Source organism: Formosa sejongensis, assembly GCF_033447105.1.
In the GTDB taxonomy this organism is placed as follows: domain Bacteria; phylum Bacteroidota; class Bacteroidia; order Flavobacteriales; family Flavobacteriaceae; genus Formosa.
Genome location: NZ_JAWQUN010000006.1, coordinates 106,328 through 122,096 on the forward strand (window position 1 = coordinate 106,328; position 15,769 = coordinate 122,096).

Genomic DNA, 15,769 nt, shown 5'->3' on the forward strand with positions numbered 1-15,769 from the left:
TCGTTGCTCTTCACCCCTATTATCAACTTGCCCTACGGGGCTTAAAACACTGATATCATTGAACTTACATTAACAACAACGAATATAACATATTATAACTCAATTATAAACAGCACCATAACAAACTGATTAACAATGTAAAAAAGAATAAAATGAAGAAAAAAAGTATCTTAATTAAAGAATTTTACCACAAGGAATTAGTCATTATTTCTAAGGCCTTTGGTGTTCCATATGGCGATTTAGTACAATCTATGATCCTCTATTTTAAGAGAACAGGTATCAATCCTGTTGAAGCTATCAATGAGAATCCTGCCACAATGGTAAAGGCTTTAGACAAGCGAATTGTTTCTTTTTTAAAAGTTCAAGAACGCGATATTTTAAAACCTTTAAGAAGTGAAGTATATCAACAATCTTCAGAACAAAAAGAACAGTTTTCCATTTTATTAGAATGGGTGAAAGATGCTATAATAAAAATAAATCAATTGGATAGTGAAAGAACAAAAAACCTAACAAAAGAACTAGATAAAGTAAAAAGTGAACTAGATAGACTTCAAAGTAAAATACGTAAACAACAGGATGCTTTTGTAGAAATAGCAACACTAATTGACACTAAAAACAAATCTGGAATCAAAGGAGCTCTTAAATCTATTTTTGAATAATATGCCAATAAGTAAACCTCATAGCACATTAGGAGCAACAAACACTTCAAGTTGTATTGATCTAGCCTTGTATCTGGAGAAAGAAAACAATGAGTTAGATCGTTTACAACAGAGAGCAATAAATAGCCAAAAAAAAATAGCTATTGAAAACAGAAAGCAATTCTTTTTTACACATTCTAAGGATAACATTAGCACTAACGAGGTAATTTCCAGTATTGATAAGAATATTAAAAGACTTGGAAAAACAGATGCTAAATATTTTGCGCCAACAATCAATTTTAGCAAACAAGAACTAAACCACATTCTTTCAAAAATCACAACTAAAAAAGACGTTAAAAATGTATGGGAATTAAACCAAAAAGAATACACTCTTTTTAATGACAAAATCAAGGAGTATACTAAGGACATCATGACCAATTATGCAAAAAACTTCAACAGAGAAGACAAAGGACTTAAAACGGGTAATGATCTCGTTTACTTTGGAAAGATTGAACATTTCAGAAAATTTAAAGGAACAGATAAAGAAGTGTTAAACAAAACGGCTAAATCAGGAACCTTTAAGCCAGGAGTAACCACTCACGTGCACCTGATTGTCAGCCGCAAGGACAAAACTCAAAAATTAAAGTTAACACCAACAACTAAAGAACGGTCTACAACACGAACTATTGGTGGCAACACCTACCATGTTGGCTTTGATAGAATGAATTGGATTAACATGAATGAAAGAAGTTTTGATGATTTTTTCAAATACAAACGCCCCGAGCTAGAAAAATTCAACAATCAATACATTTTAAAAAATGGCTCTCCTAAAGAGAAAGTAGCACTTTTAAAAGAAATAGAATTTAAAGAACAATCCATTAAAAACACTAGAGAATATGCCCAAAATAATACTCGTAAGCCATCAAAAGGGAGGCGTTGGTAAAAGCACCCTAGCCTTCAATCTTGCTCAAAATATTTCTAAAAATGCCAAGGTAGCTGTTTTGGATCTCGATTTACAAGGCAGTCTTAGCCAGTTATCAGAAATAGTAACAGATTTTGAAATAATTCCTTTCAAAGGGGAAATAAAACAAATTGAACAACTAAACTATGACTTCATTTTTATAGATACACCTCCTTACCTATCAAATCATTTACCGAGATTAATTGAAATGGCAAATTTGATTATTATACCAACCAAAGCCGGAATTTTAGATCTTTTAGCCATAAAAGGCACTTTAGAACTCATAGAAGAAGAACAAAAAACTTCACAAACCTTGGTGGTTTTTAACATGATAAAAGCCAACACCACGCTAACACTAGATATTTTAATTGGTTTAGCAGAATATCATGTAAAGATTGCAAATACACATATTAGCGATTTAGTCTCTTTTACTCGATCTGTTTTAGTAAAAGGTGTAAAAAATGATAAAAATGCTCAAAAACAAATAGATAATCTCACAAAGGAAATATTAACCGAACTTATATAATTATAGACTTCTACATCTATAGAAATATATAATAATCTAAATCTAGAATTATGGAAAAAGAAAACATTAATGATTTAATATCAAAAGTAAAATCTAGTATTCAACCTAAAACGATACAAAAGATTATACCATTAAAAAAGAATACCAAAGAGGAAGAAATTCAATTTTCATTTTATCTACCTAAATCGCTTTTAAAAAAAATTAAGCAAAAAGCATTGGATGAAAATCAATCCATTAAAATTACTATAAATAAAATCATAGAAACTTCATTTAAACAAAAATTCTAAATACCCATCTAAAATTATGAAACAAAAAGAAATAATCATAAGAGAAAAATTAAGTCATAAAGTAATTGAATTAATCAAAGAATATTATGCTGTCAATAGAAAACATGAAGTTGAAGGTTTTATTCATTCTGAAAAAGATATTATAAGCCGTTACAAAGGCACTCAATCATACAAAAAATTCTTATCAGCAAACTATGATTTAGTTTATACCATTGAAAAATGTGATTTATGCTTTGAATCTTTTGATACATCAATAGAAAGCAGAGAACATTTAAACAATTATCTTAATGCTACATATAAATTATGCGATAAATGCAAAGCGCTTCAATTAGCTATACAATTTGGATTCGGTCTCGGACTGGATGGAGATATTGCAATTTAACAGAACTGACAATTAGCTATTTACTTTATCTCCTAAATCATCAATTAATTCAAAATAAGGAATGCTATAAAGTTTTATAGAAGATCAATATTTCTTATTTTAGTAGTTCTATTAATTTTTAAAAAAAATTGGTTATAAAACCTTTGGAATAACATCAATTGATCTGACTCCAAGTTTAAAGTAAATTATTCACTATGGATGAAAGTTCTAAAATATTAGCTATTCTAAATGATTCTCCTAGTATTGAATTGATACGCCTAAGAAATAGAGATATTATTATTGAGTTTCTTTTACAAACATTTTCAAATAGTCAAGGTTCCATATCTGACGAGAATATCCATAATCAATTGGCAGATTTCTTAGAGTTTAAACAAGTAGATAATGATGAAGATAGCGAAATTATTACCACAGATACCTATGAAGAAAAAGCTAAAAAATATATCTCAAACTGGACAAACAAAGGATTTTTAACTAATTTTTTTGATGATCAAGGAGATATATTTTTTGAGTTATCCACACATTCCAGTAAGACATTAGACTGGTTATCAGGCTTAAAAAAAGAAGAATTCGTTGGTACAGAATCTAAATTTAATAATATCCTAAATCAATTAAAAGAGCTCGTTGAATTCACGAATGAAGACACTTCAAAACGAATTGAACTCCTAGAAGCAAAGAAACTAGAGATTGAACAACAAATTCAACGTATAAAAATCGGGGAAGATGTTAAAATCTTTGAAGATTTTGAAATCGTCCCCCGATTCAACCAACTAAATCAATCAGCAAAAGAACTTTTATCTGATTTTAAAGAGGTTGAAGATAATTTTAGAGAAATTACAAAGGAAATTTACCGAAAACATGCTGATGAGAGTTTAAGCAAAAATGATATCCTTGAGTTTACTTTTAATGCTCTTGATAGTATTAAAGAAAGCCAACAAGGAAAAAGTTTTTACGCATTTTGGTCATTTATTTTAAATCCTGAGTTACAACACAACTGGGAAAGTCTTACCAAAGAACTATATCATACATTAGAAAAAAAATCTATTCATGTAAACGACCTTTTCCTTAAAAGGATGAAGACAAACCTTCATAGTTCCGGGCAAAAAGTATACAAGGCCAATGATAAAATGGCTGAAAAATTGAGTCGTATAATTCGAGAAAGTGAAAGCTCTAAATCTGAAGTGACAAAAAAAACGATTCAGGATATCAAAAAACTCCTTCTAGAATTCAATAAAAAAAAGTATAACATCTCATTTGAACTAGAAGATGATATTGAGACTAATATGCCCTTTGAACGAAAACTTTCTTTTGAACAAAAACAAGAGATTGTTTATGCCAATAAACCTATTGTTGCAAACGAAGATATTACAACTTCAAAACAACTAGGCAACCTATTTTCTCAATCAACAATAGATAAGAATGTTCTAAGAAAGAGAATAAAAAATATTTTGAAAACTAAAACTCAAGCAACGCTATCAGAAATTATTAAAAACCAAGGAGGACTTGAAAAAGGGTTGCCTGAATTGTTTGGATATATAGGAATAGTTAATGAATTTAAGCATACCATAAACCTTGAAAAAAATCAAAGTATTGTATTTGATACCGAAAATAAAAAACAAATTAAAATACCTGAAATCATATTTACAAAATGAATCATTTAGAACAGAATATAAAACCTTATAGTAAAGCAATAGTAAAACTGATTAAAGGTGTTGTCGAACGTAAATCTATTGTTTGGGACGACATTATTCTTTATCAAAATGAAATACAAGAATATATAAGCCAAATTGGCTTAGAACTTATTGTAAAAAAAGATGATGGATTTGCTTTTTTAAAACAATTCGAAGATAGTGAAGGTAAAACTCTTGGACTGATTACAAGACGTCAAATTGGTTTCGAAACATCCATAGTACTTATGGTTCTGAGGCAAAGTTTAGAAGAATTTGATAGTAACCCAACTCAATTGGCTACCGATAAATTTATTACAGATTTAGAAATAAAAGATGAATTGGAGTTATTCCTTCAAGAAGGTTATAATAATCTAAAATTTCAAAAAGATTTAGACAGCTACATTAGAAAAGCTGCAGATTTAGGTTATCTCATCGAAGTTAGTAAAAAAGATAAGGAGACAAAATATAAAATACACCGTATCATCAAAGAAAAAATAACCCTGGATATTTTACAGGATTTCAAATCAAAATTACAAGAACATGTTGAGTCTGTTTAATACAAGTTCTGAAACTTCAGGTTTTAGACTCCAATATATGGAAGTTTATAATTGGGGTACATTCGATAAGAAAGTATTCCGTATAAACCCACAAGGAAACAACTCTTTGCTTACAGGAGGAAATGCTTCAGGAAAAAGTACTTATATTGATGCTTTACTTACTTTAGTTGTTCCTGCTAAAAAGGATAGATTTTACAATCAATCTTCTGGTGTTGAAAAAAAGGGTGATCGAACTGAAGAAACCTATGTTCTTGGCCATTACGGAAATATCCAAGAAGAAGGAAAAAACTCAACATCGACACAAAAACTACGTGATAAAAACACATACTCTGTAATTCTTGCCCATTTTAGCAATAAAGACCAGAAGCTAATTACCATTTTCCAGGTACGCTGGTTTTCAAACAATGAAATGAGAAGACAATTTGGTATTGCTCATGAAGCTCTTTCTATAGATACAGATTTTAATGAGTTTGACGGAAAGGGATTATGGAAAAGGCGTTTGGATAAAATGTATAATTCTAATAGTTCTAAAAAGAAAATAGAATTTATTGATGGGCCTAATGCATATGCAGAACGTATGTCTAACTTATTTGGAATGCGGTCTGTTAAGGCATTAAGTTTGTTTAATCAAGTTGTAGGCGTAAAAGTTTTAGAGGATTTGGATGAATTCATTAAAACTAATATGTTGGAAGAACGTGATTCCGAATCGGAATTCAAACACTTAAAGGAAAGCTTTTTAACCTTAATGGATGCCAAGACTAACATTGAAAAGGCTAAGGAACAAATTAAACAGCTTATTCCCATAAATGAAATTGCTAACACGTTAAATGAAATTAAAACAAAAATTGAAACCCTAGAAGAATCAAGAAGCTTGGCTTTATATTGGTTTGCGAAAAAAGGGATTGAATTAGGAGAAAAAGAATTAAACAAAAGTAAAGTTGAGCTAGAAGAGCTTAATAAGTATTTAGAAGCCCTTAGAGATAAAGAAGATGAATTAAATAAGGAAGAAAGAGAAATATCTATCTCAATAGAAAAAGATGAAGTTGGAAGTAAAATAAAAACCTTAGAAAAAGAAATAATACAGCTTACTAAAGATAAAAATTTAAGAAGTAGAAAACTTGACAACTATAATAAAATTAGTCAGTTTGTTAAATTAATTACCAATCCAGACGAAGACACTTTTCTTTCCAACAGAAAAAAAGCAAATGAGTTAAAACAAAGCACAGAACTTAAAATTGAAGATGAGAATGAAAACCTTCGTGCTTTAAAGAACAAGGCTGATGAACTAGAATCACTAACAGATGATTTAGTTAAGACAATACAAACTCTCCAAAGGAACAAAAACAATATTACTGGTCGAGTGGCGGAAATAAGAGATGAATTAATTGATCATATTGGAGCTAGTAGAGAAGAAATACCATTTATTGGTGAACTCATAAAAGTAAAAGAGACTGAAGCGATTTGGGAATCTTCTATTGAAAAAATCCTTCACAATTTTGCTTTACGTTTGATAGTCCCTTCTAAGTATTATTCAGAAGTTAATTCATATGTAAACAACAATAATCTACGAGGAAGAATTCGTTACGATAAGTACGAGAACCAAGAATATCTCAATAACTTCCGTACAAAAAAAACAAATAAACAATCTTTAATCAACAAGATTGAAATAAAACCTAAAACTCAATATGACGAGTGGATTGAGGCTTCTTTGGAGAATCAATTTAATTTCACCTGTTTAGAAAGTCTATCTGAATTTGAACAATATTCTGAAATGGCTATCACCCAAAATGGACTGATTAAATATCGAAAAGGAAGGCACGAAAAGGACGATCGCCCACATATCACAAAAAAAGAAAATTATGTCTTAGGTTGGGATAATAAAGAAAAAATAAAAGCATTAACTCTCGAATTAAAAACCCAACAAAACCTTCAAAAAGAAAACAAAGTCAATATATCTAATAAAAGTAAAGATATAAATGTTCTAGGCACTTATAGGGACAATTGCCTTAATCTATATTCTCAATTTAAAAATTACGACGACATAAACTGGCAAGCTTTCGCCAATCAAATTCAAATTAAGCTAGAGGAAAAAGTAACTTTAGAAACTACTAATGATCGTATAAAGCAATTGCAGAAACAGTTAGAAAAAGTTAAGAGCAATTTAAAGCAATCTAAATTAGAAATTGAGGTTAAAATAATTGAAAAAGGTAAAAAACAGACAGCAATTGACTCCATAACAACAACAGTACATAGTAACATTAATATTATCGAACAATTTGGCGAAGTTGATGTGTCTGATTTTGAGATCTTAAATGAAGATTTATTACGTATTAATTTTAATGGTTTAGAAACTGGACGTGTAGATTTTCAAAATAATATTTCAAAGGAAATATCAGAACTTAATAAACAAAGACAACAAAATGAAAGAGATATTAGTCATAAAATTAATACGTTTAAAAACCCTTCTCCAAAAATCGCAGACAAATTCAATGACTGGCGTTCTGATGTAAACCCCTTACCAGATTCCACAAATTTAGAGTTCACAAGCGAATATCAGAAATTTTTGGAAAGATTAGAAAAGGATAACCTACCTAAATTTGAAAAACAATTCAACGATTACTTACAAGAAACCATTACCAATAAGGTAGGAGATTTCAGAATGTATTTTGAAAACTGGTCGGATTCTATTAAAGACAACATTAAACATTTAAACGATTCATTACGAGGCATTGATTTCAAGAGTAAACCGAACACATATATACAATTGGTTGCCCCTCCTAAAATCAATGAAGAAGTAAAAGAATTTAGAAAATTACTAGAAGCTGCAATTCCAAACATTCGAGAGATTAACGCATCCTTAGATGGTAGAAAATATCATTTTCATAATAACATCGAACCTTTAATTTCAAAGTTAGATAAAGAAGAATGGCGTAAAAAAGTAATGGATGTTCGTTCTTGGTTTAGTTACAAGGCAGAAGAATTTTTTAAAGAGAATAATCAGAAGTTTAAAACTTACGAAAATATGGGGCAACTATCAGGAGGAGAGAAGGCCCAACTTACCTATACCATTTTGGGGTCTGCAATAGCCTATCAATTTGGTCTAACAAAAGATGGTCTTCATAGCAACTCTTTTCGTTTCATTGCCATTGATGAAGCCTTTAAGGCACAAGATGAAGAAAAAGCACGCTATTTAGTAACCCTATGTAAACAATTACATTTGCAACTCCTAGTTGTAACGCCAAGTGATAATATTCATATCGTAGAAAATGATATATCCTTTGTACATTTTGTAGAGCGAAAAGAACAACGACATTCCTGGTTGTACGATATGCCGATTGAGCAATTTAAGGAAGAAAAAGCAAATTATGTAACCCCATGATTACACCTAAAGAAATAAAAATTAAAGCCAGTAGAAAATATACTTCTGTTTTACAAACACTAGTATTAAATAAGCCCTTTGAAAAGCTTATTATTCGTGGTGATAAAAAATATCAAAAAGATTCGTTACAAGAATTCGAAAAAGAAATACTACTAATAAACAGCTTATCTAAAGAGAAAAAAGGATTTGGCTATACTTTAGATTTTCAACAGATTAAAACGAAACATTTAGGAACTCAAGATTTACCTACTTCAATCTATTTTGAAACTAAATACGATTATTTAAAATTTCTTGGTAAAGAAAAAGAAGAAGCCTTATTCGTTGAAAGTACTACTAAAATAAAAGAAGCGTTTCCAGAACTGGAACCGTGGATATTAAAAAATCCGCTAAAAGTAATTCAAAATCAAACAGAATGGGACAGCATTCTAAGAGTTTGCAGCTATTTCAAACATACCCCTAAACCAAACTTATACATAAGAGAATTACCCATTAGTATACACACTAAATTTATTGAAAACAACCAAAGTATAATTAAAGATTTACTTGATTTTATAATTTCAGATCATATTAAAGTTGATGAAAAACTATTTGAAAAAAGATTTAATTTAAAATATGCGGAGCCACAAATTCGATTTAAAATACTAGACAAAACAATTAGTGAGCGTTTCTTCTATGGTCTTGAAGACATAGCAACTCCTATAAACCAATTTAAAAAACTCAACTTACCAATTGAAAGGGTAATAGTTTTAGAAAACAAAACAACGTTTTACACCGCCTTAACGCTACCTGAGATGGACAAAACCATAACCATTTTCGGCAGTGGCTTTAGCGTTTCCAATTTAAAGAACGTATCTTGGTTTAAAGATAAAACGTTACTTTACTGGGGAGATCTAGACGCACAAGGTTTTGAAATTCTATCACAATTTAGAGGCTACTTCCCACAAACAAAAAGCATTTTCATGGACAAATTCACATTTAATAAGTACTACGAAAATGAAAAAGGTACAGCTTCAAACATCACAACCTTACTTCACTTAACGCATGAAGAAAAAGAACTATATAATTATATAAAAGCCGACAACTTGCGCCTTGAGCAAGAAAAAATCCCATTTGACTACGTTAATGACTATTTTAGTAAAAACTAAGACTTCTATATTTATATAAATCTATTATTATATAGATATATAATTACAAAATTCAATAACTCATTCTCTTCAGAATAATTCATCTTACCCCTCCCCTAGGTTTTCTATATCAAAAAAAAATTCAATATTTTTTTTGATTCTAGTGAGTTTGACTTTTAATTAAAATGTTATATTTTCACTAGCACTATACGTGACGCCTGCCGCTAAGGCGCATTTCAAAAATCAGTTGATTATTTCGCGTTGAATAAAAAAAAAATCAACTGATTTTTAAAAAGGAAAAACACCCAAGATATGGACTTTTTTCTAAACTCATATCGTGGGTGTTTTATGTGTTATCTACCTTCCTTTAAATCTTCTATAATTATATATTTATACAATTATGGATTTCCGTAAATATATATCAGGGGTATTTAGTATTTTTAATGATTTATGGATAAGAAGTCATTAACAGAAAGAGATATATGTTCCAAGTTCATTAATCCTGCTATACAAAAGGCAGGTTGGAACATGAGAACACAGGTGCGAGAAGAAGTTTCTTTTACAGATGGTCGTATTATTGTTCAAGGGAAAATGTATACGCGTGGTAAAAGTAAACGTGCAGATTATATCTTATATCATAAACCTAATGTTCCTATTGCAATCATTGAAGCCAAGGATAACAAAAAGCCTGTAGGTTCTGGAATGCAACAAGCTTTAGAATATTCAGAAATATTACAAATTCCTTTTATTTTTACTTCAAATGGGGATTCTTTCGTTTTTCATGATAAAACGGATACTACTGGTGCCTTAGAAAAAGAACTAACATTAGACAACTTTCCTTCTCCAGATGAACTTTGGGAGAAATATCTTAAACATAATAAGCTTGAAACGCCAAAGGCAAAGGAAATAGTCGAGAAAGACTACTATGTAGATGATAGTGGAATGAAGCCAAGGTATTATCAGCAAAACGCAGTTAATAGAACTTTAGAGGCTATTGCAAAGGATCAAGACAGAATTATCCTGGTCATGGCTACAGGTACAGGAAAAACCTATACGGCTTTTAATATTATTTGGCGGTTATGGAAAACAGGAATTAAGAAACGTATCTTATTTCTAGCCGATAGAAATGCTTTATTAACGCAGACAAAAAATGGCGATTTTTCTCCTTTTGGGAATGATATCATGCATATTATTAAAAACCGAAAGATTGATAAATCGTATCAAATATACTTCGCCTTGTATCAGGGTTTAACCAGTACGGACGAAGATAAAAACGCATACAAAGAATTTAGTCCTGACTTTTTTGACTTGGTTGTTATAGACGAGTGCCATAGAGGATCGGCTTCCGAAGCTTCAGCTTGGCGTGAAGTTTTAGATTATTTTTCTTCAGCAACACAAATTGGACTTACAGCAACACCTAAAGAAACTAAAGATGTTTCTAATATGGAATATTTTGGAGAAGCTGTATATACATATTCTTTAAAACAAGGGATTGATGATGGCTTTTTAGCCCCATACAAAGTGGTAAGAATTACAACCAATGTAGATGAAGGTTGGAGACCTACTGCAGGGATGTTAGATAAATACGGGAACGAAATTGAAGACCGTATTTACAACCTAAAAGATTACGATAGAACGTTGGCGATTGACGAGCGTACAGCATTGGTGGCTAAAAAAATTACAGAATATTTAAAAGCTACCGATCGTTTCGCAAAAACCATTGTGTTTTGTGTAGATATAGATCACGCTAACAGAATGCGACAAGCATTAATAAATGAAAATGCAGACCTAGTTGCAAAGCATTGGAATTACTGCGTAAAAATTACGGGTGATGACGAAGTTGGCAAGCAAGAGCTCGATAACTTTACAGACGTAGAAGAACGCTTTCCTGTTATTGCTACAACCTCTAAAATGTTAACCACGGGTATAGATACGAAAATGGTGAAATTAATCGTGCTAGAATCTAATATTCAGTCTGTAACCGAATTTAAACAGATTATAGGACGAGGAACACGAATAAGGGAAGCAGAAGGGAAAGTCTTTTTTACGATTATGGATTTTAGAAAGGCTACAAATATGTTTGCTAGACCTGATTTTGATGGTGACCCTGTTCAGATTTACGAACCACAACCAGATGAACCTGTTACACCTCCAGACGAAGCAGATCCTAATCAGCCAGAAAATGAAGATCCAGAATCTCCTGAAGATTTTGGACCGACTCGGCCAGATATAAGTATTGATGGTGACGACGAAGTGATACGAAAATACTACGTGAATCAGATCCCTGTTTCGGTTGTTAACGAGCGGGTTCAGTATTATGGGAAGGACGGTAAACTTATTACGGAATCCTTAAAAGATTATTCTAAAAAAAATATAGAAAAGGAATTTGCTTCACTTGATGATTTTATTCAAAGATGGAACGATTCCGAAAAGAAAGAAGAGTTAATCAAGGAATTGGCAGATCAAGGTGTTTTATTAGAAGCCTTGCGTGAGGATGTTGGATTAGATTTAGACGATTTCGATTTAATTTGTCACATTGCATTCGATCAGCCACCTTTAACACGACAAGAACGCGCAAATAACGTCCGTAAACGCAATTACTTTACAAAGTACAGTGAAACAGCACAGAAGGTATTAAACAGCTTGCTAGATAAATATGAACAAGAAGGGATTGTGTCCATAGAACAAGGTTCTGTATTAAAAGTACGTCCATTAAACGAAATGGGCTCTCCTGTTGAATTGGTAAGAGCGTTTGGAAAGAAAAAAGATTTTGACCAAGCCGTTAAAGATTTAGAAATCGAAATATATAATATAGCTTAAATGAAACCAAGAACCCCATTAGATAAAGAACTAGAGTTAATTGGTGAATCAGAGGGTTATAAAATAATCTATCTTGACAATTATGATTATTTAGCGAAAGGCGTCTGTGTAAATAATATTAATCACATTTTCGCAAAACCTATTGATGTTTCCGATGACATTGATAATGTTCTAGATGATGGTGAACCACAGTTTAAAGTTGCATTTTTATCAGAAGAAATGTGTGAATTATTAAAATCTATTTTACACTCTAATCTGTCAATAAAGATTAATCGTACAGGTAATTATATGTATTTAAAAACTAATTTAATAAGTCTTCAATTGATTTTCAAAGTAGATTACATGGTAGACTATATGATTATGTGTGTCGAGAAATGTACTCAAGTAGAAGAGGATTTAATTGAAATTTACAATGGTACATTGACAAGCGTTTCTTTACTTTCTAAAAAATATGAGGCCAAAATTCCAACCTTAAATAAAGATATAACGACTAGAGTTACGGTAGAGATTGCATTACATTTAAATATTGATAATAAAGCAGTTGTTTTAGGGATGCCCACTCCAAATATTGATGGAGACGAGCCTATAGAAATATACGATGAAAGTGATGACATTTTGGATTTCGTCAACTTACATCAAATAAAAAAATCAAGAGAAATAAATGAGTAACATTACAACAAATATAAAAGGCATACGCGATATAATGCGTAAAGACACAGGAGTAGATGGAGATGCACAACGGATCTCCCAAATGGTGTGGATGCTTTTTATAAAAATATTTGCCGACAAAGAAGAAGAATGGGAAATTACGATAGACGGTTACGAATCGCCTATTCCAGAACACTTAAAATGGCAAAATTGGGCTGCAGACGATGAAGGTTTAACTGGAGATGCTTTAATGGAGTTTATCGAAAACGAACTGTTTCCTGCTCTAAAGGAATTAGATATTACAATAAGTCCGCAAGCAAAAATTATTCGTTCGGTATTCGATGATACTTATAACTTTATGAAAAACGGAACACTCTTCCGTCAAGTCATAAACGTGATTAACCAGATAGATTTTAACAACTCTACCGAAAGTCACGTGTTTAACGATATTTACGAAACCATATTAAAAGACCTACAATCTGCAGGGTCTTCTGGAGAGTATTACACACCAAGAGCCGTAACGCAGTTTATGGTAGATATGATAAATCCGCAATTGGGCGAGAGCGTATTAGATCCTGCTTGTGGTACAGGTGGTTTTTTAACTTGTACCATTGACCATGTTAGAAACCAAGTAAAAGATTATACCGAAAGAGACGTATTGCAAAAATCGATACGTGGTATAGAGAAAAAACCATTACCACATTTACTGTGTACTACCAATTTAATGTTACATGGTTTTGATTTGCCAGCAGTACGCAGAGATAATTTACTAAGCAAACGTTATGACAATTGGGGCACTAAGGACAAGTTAGATATTATATTGTCTAATCCGCCTTTTGGTGGCGTAGAAGAAGATGGTACAGAAACCAACTTTCCTGCTAAATTTAGAACCAAAGAAACAGCCGATTTATTTTTAGCCTTAATTATTAAACTCTTAAAGAATAAAGGACGTTGTGCTATTGTATTACCAGATGGTACGCTGTTTGGCGAAGGGATGAAAACACGCCTAAAAGAAGAGTTGTTAGAAAAATGTAACCTGCATACCATTGTACGTTTACCAAATGGTGTATTTAGCCCGTATACAAGTATAAAAACCAACTTGTTGTTTTTTGAAAAAGGAACTCCAACCCAAAATGTTTGGTATTTTGAACATCCTTATCCTGATGGCGTAAAAAGTTATAATAAAACTAACCCGATTCATATTAAAGAATTTGATTTAGAAAAAGAATGGTGGAATAATCGTGAAGATGAAAAATTTTCTAAAAATGCTTGGAAAGTTTCTATTGATGAAATAAAAAAAAGAAACTATAATTTAGATATCAAGAATCCTGTATCAAAAACAGAAGAAGTTATTTTTACGTCTGCTGAAACTATAAAGAATTTGAAGAAGTCATTTAAAATTTCAAATGAAATTATTACTGAATTAGAAACACTTTTGAAATAAATGGCTAAAGAATATTTAATAGGTAAATTTCTTAAAAGAATAAAACGACCAATTGAATTGGAACCTAACCAATATTACAATTTAGTTACAATTAAAATGAATCATAAAGGAGTCGTTTTAAGAGGAAGTAAGAAAGGTTCTGATATCAAGTCTAAAATGTTTCAAGTAAAAGAAGGAGATTTTATTCTTTCTGGTATTGATGCAAGAAATGGAGCTTTTGGAATAGTACCCAAAGAGCTTGAAGGAGCTATTGTTACAAATGATTTTTGGTATTTTGAAATAGATGAAAACATTATTTTAAAACAACTTTTTTTAGAATTAACAACAATGTCGTGGTTCGATGAAATTTGCAGAAAAGGAAGTGATGGTACAACACAAAGAATTAGATTACAAAAGGATAAATTCTTCAATCAAAAAATTCTTTTACCAGATACTAATGAACAAAAAAAATTGTCAGATAAAATTTTAACCTTTAAAATAGGTCAAGCCTCAATAGATTTTGAAATTGAATCTCAGAAGAATAATATCATTAATCTAAGACAAGCTATACTTCTAGAAGCAGTACAAGGAAAACTAACAGCAGATTGGAGAGTAAATAACCCAGATACAGAAGATGCAAGTCAACTCTTGAAACGCATACAAGAAGAGAAAACACAACTCATCAAAGACAAAAAAATAAAAAAGGAAAAAGTTTTACCACCAATTACCAAAGAGGAAATCCCTTATGAATTACCTGAAGGTTGGGTTTGGAGTAAATTAGGAATCATATCACTAATTGTCGGAGGAGGAACTCCCAAATCAAGTAATCCTGAATATTTCTGTGAAGAAGGAATTTCTTGGTTCACACCAGCCGATTTAGGAAAAAGTAAATTGAAATATGTAAAAAATGGAAGAAGAGATATTACTGAACTTGGCCTTAAAAAAAGTTCTGCACAACTTATGCCAAAAGGTTCGGTAATGTTTTCTAGTCGAGCACCAATAGGTCATACAGCAATCGGATTGAAGGATTTTTCTACTAATCAAGGATTTAAATCTTCTGTGCCATACTTTATGGAGATGAATGAATATATTTATATATACTTAAATTCCATTGTTAAAGATACTAATGAAAATGCTTCTGGTACAACTTTTAAGGAAGTTTCAGGAACAATAGTTAAAAATTTCTTATTTCCACTTCCACCATTAGAAGAACAAAAAGCCATTGTAGAAAAAGTAAATGTTTCAATGGGTTTATGTGATGCCTTAGAGCAAGAAGTACAACAAAGCCAAGAACATAGTGAGCAGTTAATGCAGAGTGTTTTGCGTGAGGTTTTTGAACCTAATAATGTAAATTAAT

13 protein-coding genes are annotated in these 15,769 nt (G+C 31.1%); all 13 read left to right on the forward strand.

Annotated elements, in window-relative coordinates; translation table 11 throughout:
- Window positions 1–152 precede the first annotated feature (152 nt).
- Window positions 153–659 carry a BfmA/BtgA family mobilization protein gene (locus tag R6X41_RS08545; RefSeq protein ID WP_318499282.1) on the forward strand — a complete coding sequence of 169 codons (507 nt, stop codon included), beginning with the start codon at window positions 153–155 and terminating at the stop codon, window positions 657–659.
- A gap of 1 nt (window position 660) precedes the next feature.
- On the forward strand, window positions 661–1,581 hold the full coding sequence (locus R6X41_RS08550; RefSeq protein ID WP_318499283.1) for a DUF5712 family protein: 921 nt from the start codon (window positions 661–663) through the stop codon (window positions 1,579–1,581).
- Window positions 1,535–2,125 carry a ParA family protein gene (locus R6X41_RS08555; RefSeq protein WP_318499285.1) on the forward strand — a complete coding sequence of 197 codons (591 nt, stop codon included), beginning with the start codon at window positions 1,535–1,537 and terminating at the stop codon, window positions 2,123–2,125. Before R6X41_RS08550 ends, R6X41_RS08555 begins: the two co-directional genes overlap by 47 nt.
- A 50-nt stretch (window positions 2,126–2,175) precedes the next feature.
- Window positions 2,176–2,412, forward strand: a complete 237-nt coding sequence (locus R6X41_RS08560; protein WP_318499287.1) for a hypothetical protein — start codon at window positions 2,176–2,178, stop codon at window positions 2,410–2,412.
- A gap of 16 nt (window positions 2,413–2,428) precedes the next feature.
- On the forward strand, window positions 2,429–2,794 hold the full coding sequence (locus R6X41_RS08565) for a hypothetical protein (RefSeq protein WP_318499289.1): 366 nt from the start codon (window positions 2,429–2,431) through the stop codon (window positions 2,792–2,794).
- Window positions 2,795–2,988: 194 nt separating this feature from the next.
- Window positions 2,989–4,443, forward strand: a complete 1,455-nt coding sequence (locus R6X41_RS08570; RefSeq protein WP_318499291.1) for a DUF3375 domain-containing protein — start codon at window positions 2,989–2,991, stop codon at window positions 4,441–4,443.
- The gene (locus R6X41_RS08575; RefSeq protein WP_318499293.1) at window positions 4,440–5,018 is read left to right on the forward strand and encodes a DUF4194 domain-containing protein; all 579 of its coding nucleotides are present in this window, start codon (window positions 4,440–4,442) and stop codon (window positions 5,016–5,018) included. The genes R6X41_RS08570 and R6X41_RS08575 overlap by 4 nt, the downstream gene beginning before the upstream one ends.
- Window positions 5,002–8,397: an ATP-binding protein gene (locus R6X41_RS08580; RefSeq protein ID WP_318499295.1), complete on the forward strand. Its 3,396-nt coding sequence runs from the start codon at window positions 5,002–5,004 to the stop codon at window positions 8,395–8,397. The genes R6X41_RS08575 and R6X41_RS08580 overlap by 17 nt, the downstream gene beginning before the upstream one ends.
- Entirely contained in the window at window positions 8,394–9,542 is a 1,149-nt protein-coding gene (locus R6X41_RS08585) for a Wadjet anti-phage system protein JetD domain-containing protein (RefSeq protein WP_318499297.1), read from the forward strand. Before R6X41_RS08580 ends, R6X41_RS08585 begins: the two co-directional genes overlap by 4 nt.
- Window positions 9,543–9,971: 429 nt before the next feature.
- Entirely contained in the window at window positions 9,972–12,341 is a 2,370-nt protein-coding gene (hsdR, locus tag R6X41_RS08590; RefSeq protein ID WP_318499299.1) for an EcoAI/FtnUII family type I restriction enzme subunit R, read from the forward strand.
- Entirely contained in the window at window positions 12,342–13,010 is a 669-nt protein-coding gene (locus tag R6X41_RS08595; protein WP_318499301.1) for a hypothetical protein, read from the forward strand.
- Window positions 13,003–14,433 (forward strand): N-6 DNA methylase, encoded by a 1,431-nt coding sequence (locus R6X41_RS08600; RefSeq protein WP_318499303.1) that lies wholly within the window; start codon window positions 13,003–13,005, stop codon window positions 14,431–14,433. The genes R6X41_RS08595 and R6X41_RS08600 overlap by 8 nt, the downstream gene beginning before the upstream one ends.
- Window positions 14,434–15,768 carry a restriction endonuclease subunit S gene (locus tag R6X41_RS08605; protein WP_318499306.1) on the forward strand — a complete coding sequence of 445 codons (1,335 nt, stop codon included), beginning with the start codon at window positions 14,434–14,436 and terminating at the stop codon, window positions 15,766–15,768.
- Window position 15,769 lies beyond the last annotated feature (1 nt).

Excerpts from the sequence above, each read along its gene's own strand:
- R6X41_RS08545 (WP_318499282.1), top strand. The coding sequence starts at position 153 with ATGAAGAAAAAAAGTATCTTAATTAAAGAATTTTACCACAAGGAATTA.
- R6X41_RS08550 (WP_318499283.1), top strand. The coding sequence starts at position 661 with ATGCCAATAAGTAAACCTCATAGCACATTAGGAGCAACAAACACTTCA.
- R6X41_RS08555 (WP_318499285.1), top strand. The coding sequence starts at position 1,535 with ATGCCCAAAATAATACTCGTAAGCCATCAAAAGGGAGGCGTTGGTAAA.
- R6X41_RS08560 (WP_318499287.1), top strand. The coding sequence starts at position 2,176 with ATGGAAAAAGAAAACATTAATGATTTAATATCAAAAGTAAAATCTAGT.
- R6X41_RS08565 (WP_318499289.1), top strand. The coding sequence starts at position 2,429 with ATGAAACAAAAAGAAATAATCATAAGAGAAAAATTAAGTCATAAAGTA.
- R6X41_RS08570 (WP_318499291.1), top strand. The coding sequence starts at position 2,989 with ATGGATGAAAGTTCTAAAATATTAGCTATTCTAAATGATTCTCCTAGT.
- R6X41_RS08575 (WP_318499293.1), top strand. The coding sequence starts at position 4,440 with ATGAATCATTTAGAACAGAATATAAAACCTTATAGTAAAGCAATAGTA.
- R6X41_RS08580 (WP_318499295.1), top strand. The coding sequence starts at position 5,002 with ATGTTGAGTCTGTTTAATACAAGTTCTGAAACTTCAGGTTTTAGACTC.
- R6X41_RS08585 (WP_318499297.1), top strand. The coding sequence starts at position 8,394 with ATGATTACACCTAAAGAAATAAAAATTAAAGCCAGTAGAAAATATACT.
- hsdR (WP_318499299.1), top strand. The coding sequence starts at position 9,972 with ATGGATAAGAAGTCATTAACAGAAAGAGATATATGTTCCAAGTTCATT.
- R6X41_RS08595 (WP_318499301.1), top strand. The coding sequence starts at position 12,342 with ATGAAACCAAGAACCCCATTAGATAAAGAACTAGAGTTAATTGGTGAA.
- R6X41_RS08600 (WP_318499303.1), top strand. The coding sequence starts at position 13,003 with ATGAGTAACATTACAACAAATATAAAAGGCATACGCGATATAATGCGT.
- R6X41_RS08605 (WP_318499306.1), top strand. The coding sequence starts at position 14,434 with ATGGCTAAAGAATATTTAATAGGTAAATTTCTTAAAAGAATAAAACGA.